At 64.7% G+C, this 22,376-nt stretch carries 20 protein-coding genes; 10 read left to right on the top strand and 10 right to left on the bottom strand.

The features are described from left to right. From AC1RB9_RS21015 to gacS, 5 genes are all read right to left on the bottom strand, one after another. Positions 1–1,929, bottom strand: coding sequence for a sulfatase-like hydrolase/transferase (locus AC1RB9_RS21015; protein ID WP_003454534.1), 1,929 nt, complete (start codon positions 1,927–1,929; stop codon positions 1–3). A 112-nt stretch (positions 1,930–2,041) separates the two neighbouring features. Continuing rightward, entirely contained in the window at positions 2,042–2,449 is a 408-nt protein-coding gene (locus AC1RB9_RS21010) for an META domain-containing protein (RefSeq protein ID WP_003112593.1), read from the bottom strand. Positions 2,450–2,516: 67 nt separating this feature from the next. After that, positions 2,517–2,942, bottom strand: a complete 426-nt coding sequence (locus AC1RB9_RS21005; RefSeq protein ID WP_003112592.1) for a hypothetical protein — start codon at positions 2,940–2,942, stop codon at positions 2,517–2,519. A 35-nt stretch (positions 2,943–2,977) separates the two neighbouring features. Beyond that, positions 2,978–3,967, bottom strand: a complete 990-nt coding sequence (locus AC1RB9_RS21000; RefSeq protein WP_003086027.1) for a 2-hydroxyacid dehydrogenase — start codon at positions 3,965–3,967, stop codon at positions 2,978–2,980. Between the two features lie 2 nt (positions 3,968–3,969). Beyond that, positions 3,970–6,747 (bottom strand): two-component system sensor histidine kinase GacS, encoded by a 2,778-nt coding sequence (gene gacS, locus AC1RB9_RS20995; RefSeq protein WP_003102426.1) that lies wholly within the window; start codon positions 6,745–6,747, stop codon positions 3,970–3,972. Positions 6,748–6,932: 185 nt separating this feature from the next. Between gacS and pirR the strand changes: the two genes are divergently transcribed. The 7 genes from pirR to mazG all read left to right on the top strand — a co-directional run bounded on the left by pirR (position 6,933) and on the right by mazG (position 17,226). Beyond that, positions 6,933–7,652, top strand: coding sequence for a response regulator transcription factor PirR (pirR, locus tag AC1RB9_RS20990; protein ID WP_003102425.1), 720 nt, complete (start codon positions 6,933–6,935; stop codon positions 7,650–7,652). Beyond that, positions 7,652–8,989: a sensor histidine kinase PirS gene (pirS, locus tag AC1RB9_RS20985; protein ID WP_010895528.1), complete on the top strand. Its 1,338-nt coding sequence runs from the start codon at positions 7,652–7,654 to the stop codon at positions 8,987–8,989. Before pirR ends, pirS begins: the two co-directional genes overlap by 1 nt. Before the next feature lie 235 nt (positions 8,990–9,224). Then, entirely contained in the window at positions 9,225–11,453 is a 2,229-nt protein-coding gene (pirA, locus tag AC1RB9_RS20980; protein WP_003117107.1) for a TonB-dependent siderophore receptor PirA, read from the top strand. Positions 11,454–11,702: 249 nt separating this feature from the next. Continuing rightward, complete coding sequence (gene cysM, locus AC1RB9_RS20975; protein WP_003102419.1) at positions 11,703–12,602, top strand: cysteine synthase B; 900 nt, start codon at positions 11,703–11,705, stop codon at positions 12,600–12,602. 8 nt (positions 12,603–12,610) lie between these two features. Next, the gene (gene rlmD, locus AC1RB9_RS20970) at positions 12,611–13,963 is read left to right on the top strand and encodes a 23S rRNA (uracil(1939)-C(5))-methyltransferase RlmD (protein ID WP_003102417.1); all 1,353 of its coding nucleotides are present in this window, start codon (positions 12,611–12,613) and stop codon (positions 13,961–13,963) included. An 84-nt stretch (positions 13,964–14,047) separates the two neighbouring features. Further along, positions 14,048–16,291: a GTP diphosphokinase gene (gene relA, locus AC1RB9_RS20965; RefSeq protein WP_003086042.1), complete on the top strand. Its 2,244-nt coding sequence runs from the start codon at positions 14,048–14,050 to the stop codon at positions 16,289–16,291. 104 nt (positions 16,292–16,395) lie between these two features. Beyond that, positions 16,396–17,226, top strand: coding sequence for a nucleoside triphosphate pyrophosphohydrolase (gene mazG, locus AC1RB9_RS20960; RefSeq protein ID WP_003163153.1), 831 nt, complete (start codon positions 16,396–16,398; stop codon positions 17,224–17,226). Between the two features lie 42 nt (positions 17,227–17,268). Here mazG and lpxO2 read toward each other — a convergent pair whose 3' ends face one another. Beyond that, positions 17,269–18,207 carry a lipid A hydroxylase LpxO2 gene (lpxO2, locus tag AC1RB9_RS20955; RefSeq protein ID WP_003086047.1) on the bottom strand — a complete coding sequence of 313 codons (939 nt, stop codon included), beginning with the start codon at positions 18,205–18,207 and terminating at the stop codon, positions 17,269–17,271. 232 nt (positions 18,208–18,439) lie between these two features. Here lpxO2 and AC1RB9_RS20950 point away from each other — a divergent pair, with 232 nt between their 5' ends. Together AC1RB9_RS20950 and AC1RB9_RS20945 are read left to right on the top strand one after the other, a co-directional pair. After that, on the top strand, positions 18,440–18,979 hold the full coding sequence (locus AC1RB9_RS20950) for a DUF2058 domain-containing protein (protein WP_003086049.1): 540 nt from the start codon (positions 18,440–18,442) through the stop codon (positions 18,977–18,979). A 187-nt stretch (positions 18,980–19,166) separates the two neighbouring features. Continuing rightward, entirely contained in the window at positions 19,167–20,495 is a 1,329-nt protein-coding gene (locus tag AC1RB9_RS20945) for a Wzz/FepE/Etk N-terminal domain-containing protein (protein ID WP_003117106.1), read from the top strand. A gap of 40 nt (positions 20,496–20,535) precedes the next feature. On the opposite strand, the gene AC1RB9_RS20940 is transcribed toward AC1RB9_RS20945, so the two are convergent. The 4 genes from AC1RB9_RS20940 to AC1RB9_RS20925 form a co-directional block, all read right to left on the bottom strand. Beyond that, on the bottom strand, positions 20,536–20,727 hold the full coding sequence (locus tag AC1RB9_RS20940; protein ID WP_003454532.1) for a hypothetical protein: 192 nt from the start codon (positions 20,725–20,727) through the stop codon (positions 20,536–20,538). A gap of 93 nt (positions 20,728–20,820) precedes the next feature. After that, positions 20,821–21,147 carry a Rho-binding antiterminator gene (locus tag AC1RB9_RS20935; protein ID WP_003454531.1) on the bottom strand — a complete coding sequence of 109 codons (327 nt, stop codon included), beginning with the start codon at positions 21,145–21,147 and terminating at the stop codon, positions 20,821–20,823. Between the two features lie 5 nt (positions 21,148–21,152). Continuing rightward, positions 21,153–21,407, bottom strand: a complete 255-nt coding sequence (locus tag AC1RB9_RS20930; RefSeq protein WP_003086057.1) for a DUF2024 family protein — start codon at positions 21,405–21,407, stop codon at positions 21,153–21,155. A gap of 11 nt (positions 21,408–21,418) precedes the next feature. Beyond that, positions 21,419–21,652, bottom strand: a complete 234-nt coding sequence (locus AC1RB9_RS20925; protein WP_003117103.1) for a glutaredoxin family protein — start codon at positions 21,650–21,652, stop codon at positions 21,419–21,421. Positions 21,653–21,767: 115 nt separating this feature from the next. On the opposite strand from AC1RB9_RS20925, the gene AC1RB9_RS20920 reads away from it, so the two are divergent. Beyond that, positions 21,768–22,328, top strand: a complete 561-nt coding sequence (locus AC1RB9_RS20920; protein WP_003112585.1) for a MarR family winged helix-turn-helix transcriptional regulator — start codon at positions 21,768–21,770, stop codon at positions 22,326–22,328. Positions 22,329–22,376: the final 48 nt, after the last annotated feature.

Raw genomic sequence — 22,376 nt, 5'->3', positions numbered from 1 at the left:
TCATGGCGTCAACGAAGTCGCGAGGTTCCGCGGCGACGGCTCTTCCCCTACCGGCAAGGCGCTGAAGCGGCCGAGATCCTGCAGCAGTTCCAGGCGTGCTGCACGGAGTGGGCCGCGTATGGCTTCCTGTTGTTCCACGTCGAGCGGGCGGTCGTCGCCATCGCTCACCGGACCGTGGTGACGGTCCGTGCCACGCAGTGGGAAGCTCACCTTGAAGCCTTCGCCCAGGTAGGCGATGCGCGTGGTATCGGCGCTCACCGCATAGTCGCGATGGTAGTCCGCTGCGAGCAGGTCCTGTCCCAGCGAGTAGTCGCGGGGCGGATTGTGTACGCCCAGCAGCGGCAGGAGCGTTGCGGGCAGGTCGATGTGGCTGGTGATGCCGCGGACGGCACGGGGCGCCTGTCCGGGAATGCTCAGCACGGCGACGGTGCCGGTCTGATAGCGATTGAACTCGGTATTGTGGCCCCAGCGCGAGCGTTCCATGAACTCCTCCCCATGGTCGCCGAGCACCACTATCGCGGTGTTTTCCAGCAGGTGCTGGTTTTCCAGGTGCTGCAGCAGGCGGCCGATCTGTGTATCGACTTCGCGCACGGCATTCAGGTAGCGGTTCTTGATCAGCGGCATCTGCGCCTGGAAATCGGTGGTCAGGTAGTTGAAGTTGACCAGATAGGGGCGGATTTTCGCGGTCTCGTCGCGGAAGCTGTAGTTGGCGTGGCTCGACTCGAGGAACAGGCAGGCGAAGAACGGCCGGTCGGGTAGTCGGCGATCGACGAAGCGCAGCAGGTCGTCGGTGTTCCGGGCGTCGCGCTGCCAGGCAGGCTCCGGGCTATCCAGCACGTGCAGGTCCTGGGGGCGCAGGTTGACGAACACGCTGCGGTCGAAGGGCGGATAGCTGAAACGTTGCGCGGCATTGATCCGGAACTGGTAGTTCTGCTGCCTGAGTACCTCCATGAGCACCGGCGGCTGGCCGGCCTTCAGCACGGCGTCCCAGTAGCCGCCGTGCAGCCCGTAGAACATGCCGAAGACGCCCATCTGGGTCAGGTTGCCGCTGCTGTAGTGGTTGTCCAGGCGGATCGCCCGGTTGGAGAAGTCCCACAGCCTGGGCATGTAGCGCGGATCGAGCATGTCCCCGCGGAGCGACTCGGCGACGATCCAGACGATGTTCAATGGGTGCGCCGGGGCGCTGATCTCCAGCGGCCGGAGCGGATAGTGCAGGTCGCTCTGCTGCTGGAGCAGCTCGCGCTGGGTGGGCGTCGGCTGGATGCCCAGGCTTCGCGCCAGGCTGCGGACGGTCAATGGCAGGTAAAGCGGATAGCGTTCGCTGGCCAGCAGGATCGGCCGGTAGTCGCGCAGGGAGCTGAACGCATAGGCCAGGCGTTCGCCCAGGGCCAGGCAGAGGAAGGCCGCCAACAGGTAGCGCCAGGCGCGCCGAGGGAGCGCGGGAAGGCGCTCGCGGCTGACCTGGCAGGCGCTGTACAGCAGCACCTGCAGACAGAGGAGGGCCAGGGCCGCCAGGCTTGCGCTGAGCAGGGTGCCGTCGCCGCTGCCGAGGCTGGAGAGGCCGCCGGGCGAGACCAGCAGGCCGATGCTGAAACCGTTGAGGTGGAATCCGTACAGGTCGTAGAGGGTGCGGTCGGCGTAGAGCAGTATCTGTACCGCCGCGCTGCCGACGATGGCCAGCACGCCTGCCAGCCACGGACTGAGGCGCACGGGAAGGCGATCATGGAAATGCAGGAGCAGTCGGCAGGCGAGGTACACCGGGACTATATAAAGGAAGGCGTAGCTCAGGCTGGCAGCGACGCTCCAGAGCGGCAGCCAGGCGTCGTCGAAGACGATCCCGTCCTGCAGGCGCAGCACCTGCCAGAGCACCACCAGCCACGACAACAGAAAGAAGCGGTTGAGTGTCTCGGTGCTGGGTGGGGCGAACATCAAGCGTCTCCGGGCGAGGATGCGGAAGCCTAGGGACGTGGTGGTCAAGCGGGAATGAAATGGATGTCAAAAAAATGTAAACGGGCGGCGCCGGGTAGCGCCGCTTCAGGCTTCAGTCGTGCTCGGGGACCAGGCGCAGCGGCTTGCCTTCGGCCGGCCACAGGCGCAGCTCGTCGGACGGCGAAATGTCCCAGTGCTGGACGCTCTGCAGCAGGGCCAGGAAGCGCCGTTCCTGCTCCATGATCTCCGCCGCGCACAGGCGGCGGGTGCTGCCGATGGCGCCGAACTGAAGGAGGTCGTCCTGCAGGGTGTAGCTGGCGAACCAGTGGTTGCAGCCGCCATTGCCGAAGGCGCGGCCCTGGCCGTCGAAGGTCAGGCTGATGTGGCTGTAGTCCATCGTCGGTTGTGCCCCGACCCAGTCGACCTGGTAGGCCTGCTCGGTTTCCAGGGTGGTCTCCTGGCTGGCGCAACCGCCCAGGATCAGGGCGGCGGAGGCGAAGAGGGCGAGAGAGGGTTTCATGGCGTTTCCTTTGCGCATTTCGTACGGGCGATAGTTCACAGACCGTCGGTCGGACGGGGCGTTCGCCCTACTGGCATTTCGGGCACAGGTGCTTGCCTTCGCGGCTGCGCCAGCCCAGTTCGTGAATGCGTTCTTCGGCGGCCGGCGCCAGGGCCTTGCGACCGAGACTGGCGTCCACGGCGAACTCGAAGTCGAGACGAGCCTGGCACTGGTCGCAGTCGACCTGCCAGGTATGGATCGCCAGTTCGCGGAATGCCGGGCCGCGGGCGACCGCCAGCCACTGGCCGGGTGGGTTGATCAGGTGGCGAACCTTTTCCACGGTCAGGCGCATGCTCAGGGTCTTGCTGCCCTTGAGGCTGACCAGCAGCACGTCGTCGGCCTTGATCGAGCCGCCGGTGCCGGTGACCTGGTAGCGCCCCGGGGAGAGCGCGCGGCATTCGTTGAGGGTGTATTGCGGGTTGAGCAGGGTGTAACGGAAATCGTGTTCAGCCATGGAGCCTCCAATCAGCCGCGCATGCTACCACGCCATCAGGCCCGGACCCGATTGCGCGGCGTCCCGTCCTGCCAGGCGGCGATGTTGTCCAGGGTGGTGTCGGCGATCGCCGCCAGCGCCTCGCGGGTAAGGAAGGCCTGGTGGGCGGTCACCACCACGTTGGGGAAGCTCAGCAGGCGTGCCAGCACGTCATCCTGCAGGGGCTGGTCGGAGCGATCCTCGAAAAAGATATCCGCTTCCTCTTCATAGACGTCCAGGCCGAGGTAGCCCAGTTGTCCGCTCTTCAGCGCCTCGATCAGCGCCGCTGCGTTCACCAGGGCGCCACGGCCGGTATTGATCAGCATCGCGCCGGGTTTCATCGTCGCCAGGCGCTGCGCGTCGATGAGGTGGCGGGTGTCGGCGGTCAGCGGGCAATGCAGGCTGACGATGTCGGACTCGGCGAGCAGGGCGTCGAGCGCCAGGTAGCGGCCGCCGAGCGCTTGGATGCGCGGATTGGGATAGGGATCGTAGGCCAGCAGCTCGCAGCCGAAGCCGGCCATGATGCGGGCGAAGGTCTCGCCGATCTGTCCGGTGCCGATCACTCCGACGCGTTTGCCGTGGAGGTCGAAGCCGGTCAGCCCATGCAGCGAGAAATCGCCCTCGCGGGTCCGGTTGTAGGCGCGGTGCAGGCGCCGGTTGAGCGTCAGGATCAGGCCGACCGCGTGCTCGGCGACAGCGTGCGGCGAATAGGCCGGGACGTGCACCACCGGCAGGCCGAGCGCTTCGGCGGCGGCCAGGTCGACGTGGTTGTAGCCGGCCGAGCGCAGGGCGACCAGGCGCGTGCCGCCGGCCGCCAGGCGTTCCAGCACCGGCCGCGAGAGGTCGTCGTTGACGAAGGCGCAGACTACTTCGAAGCCCTGGGCGAGGACCGCCGTGTCCGCCTGCAGGTGGGCCTGCTGGAAGTGCAGTTCGAAGCCGTGCCGGTGGTTGCTGGCCTGGAAGCTCTCGCTGTCGTAGGCCTGGGTGCTGAAGAACAGGATGCGCATGGTCAGAGTTCGCTGGAGTCGAGGCTGGTGGAGGACAGGTGGGTGGTGGCCGAGGCAGTGTCGGCCAGGGCCTCGATGGCCTTGTCCAGCTCGTCCAGGGCCGCGGCCGCCGCCGGATCGTTCTGCTTGAGCAGGGTTTCGCTGGTCTGGCAGGCCGCGCGCAACTGCGGCACGCCACAGTAGCGGGTGGCGCCATGCAGCCGGTGGACCCTCTCGAGCAAAGCGGTGCGGTCGTCGTTGTCGCGGGCCTGGCGAATCGCCTGGCGGTCCGCCGCCAGCGAGGCCAGCAGCATCGCCAGCATGTCGGCGGCGAGGTCGGCCTTGCCGGCGGCCAGGCGCAGCCCTTCCTCGGGGTCGAGCACGCTCAACTGGCCGAGCTGCGGCGCACGGCTCATGCTGGCCAGCGACTGGCCCAGGCTCAGTCCGGTCCACTTCAGCACTACCTGGGCCAATTGCTGCTCGTCGATCGGCTTGGTCAGGTAGTCGTCCATGCCGGCCTGCAGCAATGCGCGCTTCTCGTTGGAAAGCGCATGTGCGGTGAGCGCGATCACCGGCACCGGGCTGACTTCCCGCTCGGCCTCCCAGCGGCGGATCGCCTCGGTGGCCTGGCGGCCGTCCATGCCGGGCATCTGCACGTCCATGAAGACCAGGTCGAAGCGCTCGCGCTGCACCACCTCGAGGGCCGCGTAGCCGCTGTCCACCGCGGTGACCTGGGCGCCGAGGTCGCTGAGCAGGGTCTGCACCAGCAGCAGGTTGGCCGGGTTGTCGTCGACGCAGAGCAGCCGTGGCGGCCGTCCGGAAACCATGGCGTGGGGCTTGTCGCTGCGCGTCGGGCGGACTTGAAGCAACTCCTGCAGCTTGCGTTGCAGCTTGCGGGTGCAGGCGGGCTTGGCCTCGACCTGTTCGTCGGGCAGGGTCGCGTGGTATTGCGCCTGCTCGGTGGTCGGGCAAAGCACCAGGGTCTTGCAGCCGAGCCGTTCGAATTCCCAGAACGACTGGCTCAGCTCTTCCGGCGGATGGATCGCGGCCGAGACGCCGAGCACCGCCAGGCTGATCGGCAACTGGCCGGGCGGCGGGTTGCGCAGGCTTTCCTGGAGGCTGTCGAGGTCGGCGAATTCGCTCACTTCCAGGCCGAAGTCGGTGAGCTGGTGGTGCAGCGAGCGGCGCGTCAGTTCCTGCGGTTCGAGCAGCGCCACGCGTTGGCCCGCGGCCCAGGAGGCGCCCGGCTCCTCGTTGTCGTCGCGACTTTTCGGCAGACTCAGGCTGATCCAGAACTCGGCGCCTTCCCCTGGCGTACTGTCGACGCCGATCTCGCCGCCCATCTGCTCGATCAGGCGCTTGGAGATCACCAGGCCCAGGCCGGTGCCACCGGCTTGTCGCGACAGTGAGTTGTCGGCCTGGCTGAAGGCCTTGAACAAGGCTTGCTGGTCCTCCTCGGAGAGGCCGATACCGGTGTCCTGTACGCTGATCCGCAGCTGCGCGCGGTCGTCGCTTTCGTCCTCGAGCATGGCGCGCACGGCGACGGTGCCGCCCTGGGTGAACTTGATGGCGTTGCCGACCAGGTTGGTGAGGATCTGCTTCAGCCGCTGCGGGTCGCCCTGCAATTGGATCGGGGTATCCCGGTAGACCAGGCTGACCAGTTCCAGTTGCTTCTCGTGGGCGGCCGGAGCCAGCATGGTCAGGGCGTCCTGGATCAGGTCGCGGAGATTGAAAGGGAGGTTTTCCAGAACCAGCTTGCCGGCCTCGATCTTCGAGAAATCGAGGATCTCGTTGATGATCCCCAGCAGGCTTTCCGCCGATTTCTGGATGGTCGTGAGGTAGTCCTGCTGGCGCGGGCTGAGCTCGCTCTTCTGCAGCAGGTTGGTGAAACCGAGGATGCCGTTGAGCGGGGTGCGGATCTCGTGGCTCATGTTGGCGAGGAACTCGGACTTGATCCTGCTCGCCTCCAGGGCCTCCTTGCGCGCCAGGTCCAGCTCGATGTTCTGGATCTCGATGGTTTCCAGGTTCTGCCGTACGTCCTCGGTGGCCTGGTCGATGTTGTGCTGCATTTCCTCCTGGGCGCTCTGCAGCGTTTCCGCCATGCGGTTGATGCCAGAGGCCAGTTCGTCCAGCTCGTTGCTGCCCATCGGTGGCAGGCGGGTTTCCATGCGGCCTTCCTTGAGCTGGGCGACGCCCTGGCTGATCAGTTCCAGCGGCGCGTTGATCGCGCGGCTCATGCGCAGGGCGAGGAGGGCGGTGACGCCGAGGCCGGCGGCGATCAGCAAGAGGCTGGTGAACAGGCTGCGATATCCGCGCAGCAGAGTCCCGTGGTGCGACAGTTCCAGTTCGACCCAGCCGAGTACGCGCTCGTCGTCAGGCTCGGTGGCGCCGGACAGGCTGTGGTGGCGGCCAAGAACCGGTAGCAGGAAGTGCGTGGTGTCCAGTTCGGTGGACATGCTCAGATGGCTGGCGTCGCCGGCCGGGGCGACGGTGAGCATGCTTGGCCCGGCATGGGCGAGGCGTTCCTGGCGGGCGTCGAGGAAGGTCACCGCGCGCACGTCCGGTTGGTCCAGCGCCTCGTTGGCGATGCGGTTGAGCACGGCGGTATCCTTTCGCGCCAGCGCGGTGGCGGCCAGCGGCGCCAGTTGTTCGGCGATCAGTTGCCCGCGCTCGATCAACTGGGCGCGCATGTCGGACAGCTGGACCCAGGTGAAGTAACCGCCAAGCACCATCGCCAGCAGGCTGGTGGGGAGCAGGGTGAGCAGCAGTACGCGCCCCTTGATGCCGAGATCCTTGAACACACGTCTCTCCGTCGAGCCAGATCGGGATGGCCGACGCTCCCCGGCCATACGTTTACCCCGCGCAGTTTAGCGGGTCGCGGAAGGGGAATCTGCACCGATGTGCGCAGCCCGGCGGATTCGGCTTGCGACGAAGCGGAAAGATCGTGAATACTGGCACGATTGCTAATCAATCTTATTTGGCTGCCATGTTCCCATCCCTGACGCCCGACCCCCGACTGCTGGCCATCGAGGACGATCCGACACTGGGTGCACATCTGTTCCAGCACCTCAATGGCAGCGGTTTCGAGGTGACCTGGTGCCGAGACGGGGAAGAGGGGTTGGCGGCTGCGCGCAGCGGCGGCTATGACCTGATCCTGATGGACATCATGCTGCCCGGGCGCGATGGCCTCGAGATTCTTCGCCAACTCCGCCAGGAGCAGGCGCTGCCGGTGATCCTTATGTCGGCCCTGGGCGCCGAGCAGGACCGCATCGCCGGGTTCAGCCAGGGCGCCGACGATTATCTGCCGAAGCCTTTCAGCCTGGCCGAGCTGCGGGTACGCATCGATGCCATCCTGCGTCGGATCGCCCTGGAGCGGGGGGGCGCGCCGGGCCGCTGCGCCGAACCGCTGGCGCGGCCCTCGCTGCAATTCTCTGCCGATGTCTGCGATGTCAGCCTTGGCGAGCGGTTCGCCGGCCTGACGCCGACCGAATACCGCCTGCTGGAAACCTTCCTCGCCGCGGAAGGCGAGACCCTGACCAAGGCCTTCCTTTACCAGCATGTCCTGCACCGCGGTCATACCCAGCATGATCGCAGCCTGGACATGCACGTCAGTCACCTGCGGCGCAAGCTGCAACGCCTCGGTTACGCCGGTCACCAGTTGCATACCGTCTGGGGCAAGGGTTACGTCCTGACACCGGCGCCATGATGCCCAACCGCCATTCGCTGTTCTGGCGCCTGGCCCTGGTGCTGGTGGCGTTCTTCCTGCTATCGGTATGGCTGTCCTGGACCTGGGGACGCAGTGCCGAACTGAAGGGTTACTACCTGTCCGCCGAAGCCCGCTCCGCCTTGGCGGATTATGCGCGGCGAGCCGAACGTGCCTGGCTCGACGATGGCCGCGAGGGCATCGACCGTTGGCTGGCCGAGCCGCGCCAGCGGGCGCTGGACTGGGTGGTCGTGCTCGACGGACGGTTGCAATCGCTGGGCAGTCGTCCGCTCACCACGGAGGAAGCCGAGCGCCTGACTTTCCTGCGGGGCGTCGACTGGCCGATGAGCTCCCGCTCGTTGTCGCGGCCGTTCATCAGCCTGCGCTTCCCCGAACATCCGGAGCAAGGCCGGGTGGTCCTGCGTCTTCCCGCCGAGTTCGTCCCTCCCGGCTTGTCGCCGGCCAAGCGCCTGGTCACCCATGGCCTGGTGCCGGCCGGGCTGGCCCTGCTGCTGGGAGTGTTGCTGTATCGGCGCTGGATAGTGCCGCTGGGACGCCTGCGAGCGCAGGCCAATGCCCTGCGCGGCAACGACCTGACGGCGCGTACGCAGGCAGAGATCAGCCGGCGCAGCGACGAGCTGGGCGATCTGGGGCGGGCGTTCGACCATATGGCCGAGCGACTTGACGAGCACATGGTGTTGCAGCGCCAACTGCTCCGCGATCTCTCCCACGAGCTGCGCACGCCGCTGGCGCGCCTGCAGGTGGCGGCAGAGGGCACGCTGTCCGCGCAGCTCCTGCGCGAGCGCCTGGAGCAGGAGGTACAGGGCATGCAGCAACTGGTGGACAACACCCTGGAGCTGGCCTGGATGGACACCGAACGCCCGGTATTGGCGCTGGAGGACATTTCCATCCCGGCGTTATGGGACCTGCTGGTGGAGAACGCACGCTTCGAAAGCGGCTGGGCCGCCGAGCGGTTCCGCAGCGCTCTGCCCGAGGATTGTGTCGTGCGTGGCAACCTCAATGCACTTGCCCAGGCCCTGGAGAACCTGCTGCGTAACGCCATCCGGCATTCGCCGGAAGGCGGCGTGATCCGCCTGCATGGTCGGCGCGAAGGAAGTTGCTGGTGGCTTTGCCTGGAAGACCAGGGCGAGGGTGTGGCCGAGCACCAGTTGGAGACCATCTTCCGCCCGTTCACCCGGCTGTCTTCGGCACGTACCGGCAAGGGCTTCGGCCTGGGACTGAGCATTGCCCGTCGCGCCGTGGTGCTCCAGGGCGGCCGCCTATGGGCGGAAGCCGCCGATCCGGGGCTGCGCCTGTGCCTGGTGCTGCCTTCTGCCTAGCGAGGCGCAGGTGCCTTTACATTTGGCCTGGATGTAAATGATCTTTACTCTCTTTTGTGAATGATTATCATCCGTTCCGATCTCCTCGGCCGGCCTTGTTCCGGGTCTGCGCCCTGTCCTACCCGTGCCGAGACGTCACCCGCGCAACGCCGGCGACCCAGGCTTCAGAAAAAACGTCAACGTATCCCTCGTGGCTCGCCTGCTACCCGTTTTCCCTCGACAGGAGTAGTCACGCATGTACCCCCAATTCCGTCGCGGCCATCTCGCCGCTGCCGTCCTTTTCGCTTCATCGAGCCTGCTGGGCGGGCAGGCCCTGGCCGAGGACGAGCGCCTGGAAGAGCTGGACGAACGCGCCGAATCGGTGGTCCAGCTGGGTGACGAGGTGGTGCTGGGCACCGCCGAACAGGAGCTCAAGCAGGCACCGGGGGTATCCATCATCACCGCCGAGGACATCAGGAAGCGCCCGCCGGTGAACGATCTCTCCGAGATCATCCGCACCATGCCCGGGGTCAACCTCACCGGCAACAGTTCCAGCGGCCAGCGCGGCAACAACCGGCAGATCGACATCCGCGGCATGGGGCCGGAGAACACCCTGATCCTGGTCGACGGCAAACCGGTCAGCTCGCGCAACTCGGTGCGCTACGGCTGGCGCGGCGAACGCGACACCCGCGGCGACAGCAACTGGGTGCCGCCGGAGGAGGTCGAGCGCATCGAGGTCCTCCGTGGGCCCGCGGCGGCACGCTACGGTTCCGGCGCGGCGGGCGGGGTAGTCAACATCATCACCAAGCGCCCGACCGATCGTTTGCGTGGTTCCATGACGGTGTTCACCAACATTCCGGAAAGCTCCAAGGATGGCGCCACGCGCCGCGCCAACTTCAGCCTTAGCGGGCCGCTGACCGAAGCCTTGAGCTTCCGCGCGTACGGCAGCGCGAACAAGACCGATTCGGACGATACCGACATCAACCTCGGACATACCGTCAACCCGAGCCGTACCGTGGCCGGACGCGAAGGGGTACGCAATCGCGATCTCAGCGGGATGCTGTCGTGGCAGGTGACCCCCGACCAGGTCGTCGATTTCGAAGCGGGCTTCAGCCGACAGGGCAACATCTATGCCGGCGATACCCAGAACAACAACGGCACCGCCAATACCCAGGGACTCGCCGACGACGGTGCGGAGACCAACCGCATGTATCGCGAGAACTACGCCATCACCCACAACGGGACCTGGTCGTTCGGTACTTCCAGGTTCGTCGCCCAGTACGACTCCACCCGCAACAACCGTCTGGAGGAGGGGCTGGCCGGTTCCGTCGAGGGGCAGATCGGCGCCGACCGTTCGTTCAGCACCAGCAAGCTGGAGAACTATCGCCTCAGCGGCGAACTCAACCTTCCGTTGCATGCGTTGTTCGAGCAGGTGCTGACGGTGGGCGCGGAGTGGAACAAGGAAACCCTCAACGACCCGTCCTCGCTCAAGCAGGGCTTCGTGGGAAGCGATAGCTTGCCGGGGACCCCCGCGGCCGGCTCGCGAAGCCCGAAAAGCAAGGCGGAGATCCGCGCGCTGTACGTGGAAGACAATATCGAACTGCGCCCCGGCACCATGCTCACCCCCGGGCTGCGCCTGGACGATCACAGCGACTTCGGCCTGAACTGGAGCCCGAGCCTGAACGCTTCCCAAACGCTCGGCGAATACTTCACGGTCAAGGCCGGTATCGCACGGGCCTTCAAGGCGCCCAACCTGTACCAGAGCAACCCGAACTACCTGCTCTATACCCGTGGCAACGGTTGCCCGATCCAGACCAGCAGCGGCGGCTGCTACCTGGTCGGCAACGAGAACCTGGACGCCGAGACCAGCGTAAACAAGGAACTGGGCATCGAGTTCCGGCGCGATGGCTGGGTCGCCGGGCTCACCTACTTCCGCAACGACTACAAGAACAAGATCGTCGCGCCGCTGGATGTCATGGGACAGACCGGGACCGGTAACAACATCCTGCAATGGAGCAACGCGAAGAAAGCAGTGGTCGAGGGCCTGGAAGGCAACCTGCTGGTCCCCCTGCACGAGGACCTGAGCTGGAGCACCAACCTGACCTATATGCTGCAATCCAAGGACAAGGACACCGGCAACCCGCTTTCGGTGATCCCCGAGTACACCCTGAACTCGACCCTGGACTGGCAGGCCAGCGAGCGACTTTCCACCCAACTGACCAGCACCATCTACGGCCGCCAGGAGCCGCCGAAGCATGGCACCAGCCGCAACACGCCGGTGGTCTCGCGAAAAGAGGTGGGTACCTATGGCATCTGGGGCGTCAGCGCCGGCTACACCTTCAGCGAGAACCTGAGCGTACGGGGCGGGGTAAGCAACCTCTTCGACAAGCGCCTGTACCGCCAGGGCAACTCCTTCGACGCCGGCGCGGCAACCTACAACGAGCCGGGTCGCGCCTACTACGTTTCGATGACCACCTCGTTCTGATCGCCGCGGCCAACGTGCTTTCACCGGCAGGCGCAACGCCTGTCGGACCTTTCTTTGGCGTTGGTCAGGCATCGGCTGTCCAACGCCAGGTTTTCTCTTCGGACGCCTCTGGTCATCGCATCGCATACCGTTTCGGGCGGTCTTTCGGCTGAATCGGCATGCATGACCGGATATTGCGGTGCTAGGGTCCGGCCCCAGTTTCCCGGTATCATGCTCAGCCTTTACCGTCAGTGCCGAACGAGTGCCTCCATGACCGTGCAGTACCCGACTATCGCCGACTGCGTTGGCAATACCCCTCTGGTGCGTCTGCAGCGCCTTCCCGGGGAAACCTCCAATACCCTGCTGGTGAAGCTCGAAGGCAACAACCCGGCGGGATCGGTGAAGGACCGCCCGGCCCTGTCGATGATCACCCGTGCCGAACTGCGCGGCGACATCCGCCCCGGCGATACGCTGATCGAGGCTACTTCCGGCAACACCGGCATCGCCCTGGCCATGGCGGCGGCGATCAAGGGTTACAAGATGATCCTGATCATGCCGGACAACTCCACGGCCGAACGCAAGGCGGCGATGACCGCCTATGGCGCCGAGCTCATTCTGGTCAGCAAGGAAGAGGGCATGGAGGGCGCGCGCGATCTGGCCGACAAGCTGCAGCGCGAAGGCCGCGGCAAGGTCCTCGACCAGTTCGCCAATGGCGACAACCCGGAAGCCCATTACCACAGCACCGGCCCGGAAATCTGGCAGCAGACCGGCGGCAGCATCACCCATTTCGTCAGCTCCATGGGCACCACCGGGACCATCATGGGCGTCTCGCGCTACCTCAAGGAGCAGAACCCGGCGGTGCAGATCGTCGGCCTGCAACCCATGGAGGGCTCGGCCATCCCGGGAATCCGACGCTGGCCGCAGGAATACCTGCCGAAGATCTATGACGCCAGTCGCGTCGACCGGGTCGTCGACATGCACCAGGACGAAGCCGAGGACATCATGCGCCGGCTGGCCCGCGAGGAAGGCATCTTCTGCGGCGTGTCCTCCGGTGGGGCGGTGGCGGCGATGCTGCGCCTGTCCCGCGAACTGGAGAATGCCGTGCTGGTGGCGATCATCTGCGACCGCGGCGACCGCTACCTGTCTTCCGGCGTCTATGACCCGCGCTGAGCATGTCCATGGCCAGAAATAAGGGCGGGCTGCGCTTCCAGCCCAGCGGTGGTGCGCGCGGTCCCGCGATACCGGTAGGCAAGAAGCAGCGCCTGACCATCGAGCGCCTGGCCCATGACGGCCGAGGTATCGCCCACGAGGCGGGGATGACCTGGTTCGTCAGCGGCGGGCTGCCTGGCGAGGAACTTGAGGCCCGGGTGCTGGGCGCACGAAGCAAGGTGGTCGACGCGCGCAGCGAGCGCCTGTTCAGCAGTAGCGACCTGCGTCGCCGCGAGCCCTGCACTGTAGCGGGTCGCTGCGGCGGCTGCACCCTGCAGCACCTGGAACACGGCGAGCAGTTGGCCCTGAAGCAGCGTACCTTGCAGGAGCAGTTGCAGCGTTTCGCCGGGATCGAGCCGGAAGAATGGGCCGCCCCTCTGGTCGGGCCCGAATTCGGCTATCGGCGCCGCGCTCGGATCGCCGTGCGCTGGGATGCCAGGGCGCGGCGTCTGGATGTCGGCTTCCGTGCCTCGGCCAGCCAGGAGATCGTCGCCTTCGATGAGTGCCTGGTCCTGGTGCCGCCTTTGCAAACGATTGCCCGTGCCCTGCCTGCTCTTCTGCAGGACTTCCGCAAGCCGGAAAGCATCGGCCACGTGGAGCTCTTCCATGGCACGGCCAGTGCATTGCTGTTGCGGCATACGACTGCCCTGGTCGACGAGGATCGCCAGCGCCTGGCCGCTTTCTGCTCCGCACACCAGGCCCAGCTCTGGCTGCAAGGTGCGGAACAGCCCTTGCCGGTGGAGCCGGCCGCCGAACTGGGCTACTCCTTGGGTGACTGGCAACTGACTCTGGCATACCGACCCGGAGACTTCGTCCAGGTCAATGCGCCGGTGAACGAGTCGATGATCCGCCAGGCCCTTGACTGGCTGGCGCCGACCGCCGACGAGCGGGTCCTCGACCTGTTCTGCGGGCTGGGCAATTTCTCCCTGCCGCTGGCGCGCCGGGTGGCGCGGGTAGTCGGGGTGGAGGGCGTGGCGGCGATGGTCGAGCGGGCAGGCGCCAACGCGCTGGCCAATGGCCTTGGCAACGCGCACTTTTTCCAGGCCGACCTGTCCAAAGCGCTTGCCGAAGCGCCCTGGGCGGAGCAAGGTTTTACCGCTGTGCTGCTCGATCCGCCGCGCGACGGCGCGTTCGAGGCGGTACGCGAAATGAGTTCTCTGGGTGCCCGGAGGGTAGTCTATGTATCCTGCAATCCGGCGACCCTGGCGCGCGATGCTGGCGAAATGGCCAGGCAGGGCTATCGTCTGAAGCGCGCCGGAATCCTCGATATGTTTCCGCAGACCGCACATGTCGAGGCCATGGCTTTGTTCGAGGCAGGCTAGGATGCCTGCGTAATCCGACCAGCCCGTTCGAAGGCTGGCGCAGTCATCGGTGGGCTACGCGCACCGTGGTAAAGGGTAGGCAAGATGGTACAGGTGAGAGCGCACCAGCCGGTCAACACCGACGGCAGTATCAACCTCGAGGCCTGGCTGGACCACGTCCAGAACCTCGTCCCCGGGCTCGATCGTCAGGGCTTGCTGGAGGCTTGCGAGTTCGCTCGCGAATCCGAGCAGCGAGCGATCGCCGCACAGAACTCCTGGGCGGAAGGCACGTCCAGCTTCCAGACCGGACTGGAAATCGCCGAGATCCTCGCGGACCTCAAGCTGGATCAGGAGTCCCTGGTCGCCGCGGTCATCTATCGAGGCGTGCGGGAAGGCAAGATCACCCTGGAAGCGGTCAACAAGCATTTCGGGCCGGTGGTGGCCAAGCTGATCGAGGGCGTGCTGCGCATGGCCGCAATCAGCGCCAGCCTCAATCCGCGCCATTCCATGGTGCTGGGTACCCAGGCGCAGGTGGAGAACCTGCGCAAGATGCTGGTGGCGATGGTCGACGACGTTCGCGTCGCCCTGATCAAGCTGGCCGAGCGCACCTGCGCCATTCGCGCGGTGAAGAACGCCGACGAGGAAAAGCGCCACCGCGTCGCCCGGGAAGTCTTCGATATCTACGCGCCGCTGGCCCACCGCCTGGGCATCGGGCATATCAAGTGGGAACTGGAGGACCTGTCCTTCCGTTACCTCGAGCCCGACCAGTACAAGCAGATCGCCAAGCTGCTGCACGAGCGCCGGCTGGATCGCGAGCAGTACATCGCCAACGTGATGAGCCAGTTGAAGGAAGCTCTCGCGGCCACCGGCGTACAGGCCGATCTCAGCGGACGGGCGAAACACATCTATTCGATCTGGCGCAAGATGCAGCGCAAGGGCCTGGACTTCAGCCAGATCTACGACGTGCGCGCCGTGCGCGTGCTCGTTCCGGAGATGCGCGACTGCTACACCGCGCTGGGCATCGTGCATACCCTCTGGCGGCACATTCCCAAGGAATTCGACGACTACATCGCCAACCCCAAGGAAAACGGCTATCGCTCGCTGCATACCGCAGTGATCGGCCCCGAGGGGAAGGTGCTGGAAGTACAGATCCGTACCCACTCCATGCACGAAGAGGCGGAGCTCGGAGTCTGCGCGCACTGGCGCTACAAGGGGACCGACGTCAAGGCCAGCTCCAACCATTACGAGGAAAAGATCTCCTGGCTGCGCCAGGTGCTCGAATGGCACGAGGAACTGGGCGACATCGGTGGCCTGGCGGAGCAACTGCGGGTCGATATCGAGCCGGACAGGGTCTACGTCTTCACTCCCGACGGCCATGCCATCGACCTGCCCAAGGGCGCGACCCCGCTGGATTTCGCCTATCGGGTCCACACTGAAGTCGGGCACAACTGCCGCGGGGCGAAGATCAACGGACGCATCGTGCCGCTGAACTACAGCCTGCAGACCGGCGAGCAGGTCGAGATCATCACCGGCAAGCACAGCGGTCCGAGCCGCGACTGGCTGAACAGCAACCTGGGCTACGTCACCACCTCCCGGGCGCGGGCGAAGATCGTCCACTGGTTCAAGCTGCAGGCGCGGGACCAGAACGTCGCTGCCGGCAAGGCCCTGATCGAACGCGAGCTGTCGCGCCTGGCGCTGCCGCCGGTGGATTTCGACCGGCTGGCGGAGAAGGCCAACGTGCGTACCGCCGAGGATATGTTCGCCGCTCTCGGCGCCGGCGACCTGCGCTTGGCGCACCTGGTCAACTATGCCCAGCAACTGGTCGAGCCGGACCGCGACAGCGAGCAACTCGAACTGATCCCGCGCAAGCCGAGCAAGATCGGCCACGGCAAGCGCGGCGACGTGCAGATCCAGGGTGTCGGCAATCTCCTGACGCAGATGGCCGGCTGCTGCCAGCCGCTGCCGGGAGATCCCATCGTCGGCTACATCACGCTGGGCCGTGGGGTCACCATCCACCGCCAGGATTGCGCCACCGCGCTGCAACTGGCGGGACGCGAACCGGAGCGGATGATCCAGGTCAGCTGGGGGCCGGAGCCGGTTCGCACCTATCCGGTGGATATCGCGATCCGTGCCTATGATCGTTCCGGCCTGTTGCGCGACGTGTCCCAGGTGCTGCTCAACGAGCGGATCAACGTTCTGGCGGTGAATACCCGTTCGAACAAGGAAGACAACACCGCGACCATGCAACTGACCATCGAGATTCCCGGTCTGGACGCTCTTGGACGCCTGCTGGCGCGCGTCTCGCAACTGCCCAACATCATCGAGGCGCGGCGCAACCGTACGCCTTGAGGCGAGGTGGAAACAGGCCACGGGCGCTCGCAGGCTGCCCGTGGCCTTTTCGTTTCCGGAAAGGGCAGAATGCCCGGACCGTTCACTGAAGACCCGAGATACCCATGTACCGACTCGACGACCTGCTCCACCTCATGGCGCGCCTGCGCGATCCCGAATTCGGCTGCCCCTGGGATCTCCAGCAGAGCTACGCGACCATCGTCCCGCACACCCTGGAAGAAGCCTACGAAGTAGCGGACGCCATAGAGCAGGGGGATTTCCCGCAATTGCGCGAGGAACTGGGCGACCTGCTGTTCCAGGTGGTCTATTACAGCCAGTTGGCTCGCGAAGAGGATCGCTTCGCTTTCGACGAGGTGGTGGACGGCATCACCCGCAAGCTGATCCGTCGACATCCCCACGTATTCCTCGATGGCGATCTCTATGGCAAGCCCGATGCGGCGAAGCTGGCCGAAGCGGCGGTCAAGCAGCGCTGGGAAGAACTGAAGGCCGAGGAGCGTGCCGCCAAGGCCAAGGAGCCGCAGCAGTTGTCGCTGCTGGATGACGTTCCTGTCGCCCTGCCGGCGTTGTCACGGGCGGCGAAGTTGCAGAAGCGCGCGGCGCAGGTCGGCTTCGACTGGCCGGAAGCGCTGCCGGTGGTGGACAAGGTTCGCGAGGAGCTGGACGAAGTCCTCGAGGCGATGGCAGAGGGTGACGAGGGTGCCGTGAGCGAGGAGGTTGGCGACCTGCTGTTCGTCGTGGTCAACCTGGCCCGGCATCTCAAGGTCGATCCGGAGGCTGCTCTGCGCCAGGCCAACGGCAAGTTCGAGCGGCGATTCCGGTTCATCGAGCGGAACCTGCGCGAAGCCGGCCGGAAAGCCGAAGAGTGTTCGCTGGAGGAACTGGACAGCCTCTGGGGCGAGGCTAAGAAAGCGGAGAGGAGCGCGCCCGGCTGTTAATGGGAAAATTACCGTGGCAGCCGGGCTGCCACGGCATCTGAATCAGCCGAAGATCCAACGATAGAGGATGACCAGCAGGATCACCGCCAGCACCGGGCGGAGGATTCGGTAGGCCTTCGGGTAGGCGCGTTTGAAGCGCTTCACCTGGGCGCCGATGGCATTGCCGCCGCGAATGGCGACCGAGTAGGCCTGGTTGATGCTGCCGACGCGTTCGCCTTCGACGTTCTGCGGTGCGGTCGCTCGCCCGAGAATGCCGCTTATCCAGCGATTGAGCCGGGTCAGCAGGCGGGAGCGGAGCGGCCGCTCGATATCGCAGAAGAGAATCACCCGGGTCTGCTCGGTCTCGTTCTTCACCCAGTGGACGAAGGTTTCGTCGAACATCACGTCTTCGCCATCCCGCCACGCGTAGGGCTGGCCGTCGACGTAGATGCGGCAGTTGTCCGAATTCGGCGTGGACAGGCCGAGGTGATAGCGCAGCGAGCCGCCGAAGGGGTCGCGGTGCGGATTCAGGTGGCTGCCGCCGGGAAGCAGGGTGAACATCGCGCCCTTGACGTTGGGGATGCGGCTCACCAACTCTACGGTCTTCGGGCAGAGCTGCTGGGCGGAGGGCAGCGGGCCGTCGTACCAGGTCAAGTAGAAGCGCTTCCAGCCTTTCTTGAAGAACGAGCCGAAGCCGGCTTCGTTATTGTTCAGGGCAGCCCGGATATAACCCTCGTCGAACAGGTTGAGGGCTTCTTCGCGGATGGTTTGCCAATTGTTCTTCAGTTCGTCCAGCTCCGGAAAACGGCTGCGATCCAGATAGGGCTTCGAGGGAACGCTGGAGAACAGGTACATCAGCGAGTTGTAGGGGGCGAACCAGGCGGAGTGGTTGACCAGTTGGCGCAGGAAGGGCAAGCGCGCGCGCCCACGGAAATGGACGAACAGGACGCTGGCGACGAACAGGCCCACCAGAGTGACTTTTACCAGGAGAGAAACGCTCATGCCTTGCTTTCCATGCCTTCGATATCAGGGGCCGGGAGGAGTGCCTGCGGGTGCTCGGGACGGTAGGGAGGGGTCTCCAGGGCATGCGTGGCAGTTTGCGAGCCGCCGAGACTTGCGTTGAGGCGGCTGAGGCTGGAGGATTATACCCCCTGCGAGGGCCGGCTGAACCCCAGTCGGCTGGAAGATTATGCCGCACCCCACCGGGCGTGCCACGCGAGCGAGTCGTTGACGAATGAGCATGTCATTGCGTGACCAGTTGCTGAAAGCCGGGCTGGTCAATGAGAAACAGGCCAAGCAGGCCACCAAGCAGAAACAGAAACAGCAGCGCCTGGAGCACAAGAACCAGGTCGACAAGGACGACTCCCAGCGCCAGGCCGCGGAGCAGGCCAAGGCGGAAAAGCTGGCGCGCGACCAGGAATTGAACCGCCAGCAGCAGGAAAAAGCCGAGAAGAAGGCCAAGGCCGCGCAGATCAAGCAACTTATCGAAGGGACGCGCCTGCCCAAGCTGGAAAGCGACGACTACTACAATTTCGTCGACGCCAAGAAGGTCAAGCGGATCGCGGTCAACGACCTGATCCGCGACAAGCTGAGCCGAGGCAGCCTGGCTATCGTCAGCTATGACGGACGCTACGAGATCGTGCCCCGGGATGCGGCGGTGAAGATCCAGGAGCGCGATCCGCGGCGGGTGGTGCTGCTCAACGTACAGAGCCAGGAGCCGGACGAAGACGATCCCTACAAGGACTATGTGGTGCCCGACGATCTCATGTGGTGAGGCCCGCATCCGGAGTGTCGCTTGACCGGTACGGATGCCGGTCAACTACCAATTCTGGAATGCGAAGCAGTTCTAAAATAACTACCGATGATTTCGTTTCGATAGCATAATGCCTTTCCTCAGAAATATCCTACGGTTGCCTTTGCGTGCATCTGTGGGCTAGCCGCCTATCGAAAAGGACGTTGGTATGCCTTCCTCACAGCTTCCGGGGGCTTCGCCCTCGGAGATCGATCTCGTTCAGCTGTTCCAGCAATTGTGGGCGTCGAAATGGCTGATAGCGCTGATCGCGGCCTTGGCGACCGCCGCTGCGCTCGCCTACGCGCTGTTGGCCGTTCCGACCTACCAGGTGGATGTCCTGTTGCGGCCGATCCAGACCAAGGCCCTGGAGGCTGTCAATGTCAACGGGCTGTATGCCCTGACTCCGCGGGAAGCGCTGGATCGCGTCGGCAACGAGCTGGCAGCCTACTCCGGCAGGCTGGAGTATTTCGAAGCCCATCCAGAGCTATTCCAGCAATTGAACGCCGAGGGCTTGTCCCCCGAGCAGGCTTTCTGGAAGTTCAACCAGGATGCCTTCAGCATGCAGCAGGCGGACTTGAAGAAGGACCCCCAGGCGGCGCCTTTCTTCCGCTTGTCCATGCAGTATCCCCAGGGCATGGATGGTGCCGCCATTCTCAACGGCATGCTCGCGTCGACCATCGAGAACGAGCGTCAGCGAATCCTGGACGACCTCCAGGCGCGTATCGACGGTCGCCTGCAATTCCTCGAGCAGGATATCGAAGGCAAGCGTGCCAGTTACCAGGCTACCAAGGAGGGCAAGATCGCCCGGTTGCTGGAAGCGGACAGCATCCGGCGGGCCGGCCTGGAGGATGAGCTCAAGGCGTTGCGCGGGCGGCTGAAGATGGTGCGCGATTCGCGTATCCAGCAGCTCAACGAGGCTATCCAGATCGCCACCCGGCTGGGGATCGTCAAGCCGACGACCCCGGGCGCACTGGGAGAGGTCGGGCAGGATGGCTCGCGCAGCGTTTTCCGCACCGAGGTGAATAACCAGCAGATACCCCTGTATTTCATGGGTGTCGATGCCTTGACCGCCGAGCGCGATACCTTGCTCAAACGCAAGGGCGATGACTTCACCGAGCCCCGCGTGGCGAAGATCCAGCAGGAGCTGAAGCAGCTGGAGAACAACCGTGAAGTGCAATACCTGCAGGCTCGAAAGGGCGAGGAGCGTTTCTTCGAAAACATCGACAAGCTGCGTGGAGAGCAGGCGCGCCTCAAGACTCTGAAGGCGAGCGAGCTGAAGATCGAACTGGTGCGGATCGACCAGAAGGCTTCGACCCCTCTGAAACCGATCAAGCCGCGCAAGGCCTTGGTGGTGGCCTTGGGTCTCCTGGGCGGGTTGGTGTTCGGCGTGCTGGTGGCTCTGGTTCGGGCAATGTTGCGTGCCCCTCGGCAACGGGTACAGGAAGATAGCCTGCCGCCGGGAGTCGTCAGTCTCGACCGGAGCCTTTCCGGGACCTGAGACCAAAGGTGCGCCCCCGAAGTACGCGGGGGCGCATGGTTCAGGCCGATTTACCTATCTGTCGCAGTTCTTCTTCTTTCTCCAGCTTGATCCGATAGGCGTGGGCGTCATCCTCGTTATGGAAGACGCCAACCAGCAGTCCCTGCTGATGCACGTCCCAGCAGCGGCGGCCAAGCGCACGCAGCTCGCGGGATTTGTGGTCATCGTCACGCTCGGTCACTGTCACACTCATCTTTTCTGCTCCAGGGTTGATCTGCATCAAGGCAAATCCAGCCTATTTCAATAGCAGGCTAATCAAATAGCCCTGGAATTGAGAAAAACCTTTTCAGTTTCCAAGGTGTGAAGGTGGCATGCCGGATGCTCTGGAACAGGCCTCTTCCCTCAGGCGTATGCGGCCGAACAAGGCCGCTTCCGTGAGGGCGGTAATCGCCAACAGGCGATCCAGGCGCAGCAGCAGAGTCGCTCCTTCGACGGCCACCTCAAGGTATTCCTCCTTGCCGCCGCCTGGCCGAACGGCCCGGGTATGCGTCGTGCGCGCCTCGGCTTCGAAGCGAACACCGTCCTCGAGTTCGAGGAGCAACCGGTAGCGGTAGAGGCAGGCGATCTCCAGGTAGTCATGGAGATCGCAGGCGATCGGGCGGTAGCTGTCCATTGGCCTCAACAGCCTTCCAGGGGAAGGATGTAATGGCCATGGAGCCGAATGGCTTCGGCAACCTCTGCTGTCGCAATCTCGCTATGGCAGTAGCTGCAATGCCCCTGGCTGATATCGGCCTCGTCTATGCCTCTTCCGGCGAGCCAGCGTCGAGCGAACTCGCCGGCGCGAGCCCCCAGCTCCTCCGTGACCAGGACATCGAAGTGCAGGTAGCGGCCGTCGCGGGTTCGCACATGGGTGTCGAAGATCTTCACCTCCATGGCCGTTCTCCTTATTTCAGATCGCTGAGCGCCGCACCGAAGTTAAGGTGCAGTACCTGTCCGTCGACAACCAGGGCAGGAACCGACCTGACCCCGGCCTTTTCCGCCTCGGCGATGCGTGCCGATTGTTCGGCGAGATGGACCACTTCGATGTCCACCTGCTTGCGATCGAGCAATGGCAGCAAGGAACGTTCGGCTTCGACACAGATTGCGCAGCCGGCGTGGTAGTAGATGGCTTTGGTCATGCTGATTCTCCTGTAGGAATTTAGTATCGATACGATACGTTTTCAGCCTAAACAAGGCGCGACCTCTTTGTCAAACATGTTTTTAGTCGATACTATAATGGCAAGGAGGTATCCCATGTCCGCCATCGCCCTTTACGATTATCTGGAAAGGCTGACCAGCCTGATGCGTGCCTGGTCCCGCGAGCAGCCGCTGGTGGCTGAGCTGCAGCCGGTGCAGTTGAGCGCCTTGCATTACCTGGCGCGTTGTAATCGCTATTCGGATACTCCGCTGGGGGTGACCGAATACCTCGGCTTGACCAAGGGCACAGTGTCGCAATCGCTCAAGGTGCTGGAAGGGCGGGGGCTGATCAGCAAGCTGCCGGATGCGCGGGATCGGCGCAGCGTTCATCTGCGGCTGACCGATGCGGGGCGCGCGCTGATCGAGGCGGTGATTCCGCCGCAGTTCCTCGAGCAGGCCGTCACGGCACTGGGCGAGAAGGGCGAACACTTGCAAGGCTTGTTGCGTGATCTTCTGGTCGTCATCCAGCGTCAGGAGGATGTGCCTGGTTTCGGCCTTTGTCGGTCCTGCCGGTTCCATCAACGGCGTGCGGGTTCGCCCTTCTGCGGTCTAACCGGGGAGCCGTTGAGCGATGCCGATGCCGAACTGATCTGCCGCGAGCACCAGGCCTGCGGCTGATCCGCGGGCAATAAAAAACCGGGCAATGGCCCGGCTTTTCGTGGGAGG

The organism is Pseudomonas sp. 20-5 (assembly GCF_056782835.1).
The sequence above is the reverse complement of the archived record's forward strand: the minus strand, read 5'-3'. Positions and strand labels throughout refer to the sequence as shown.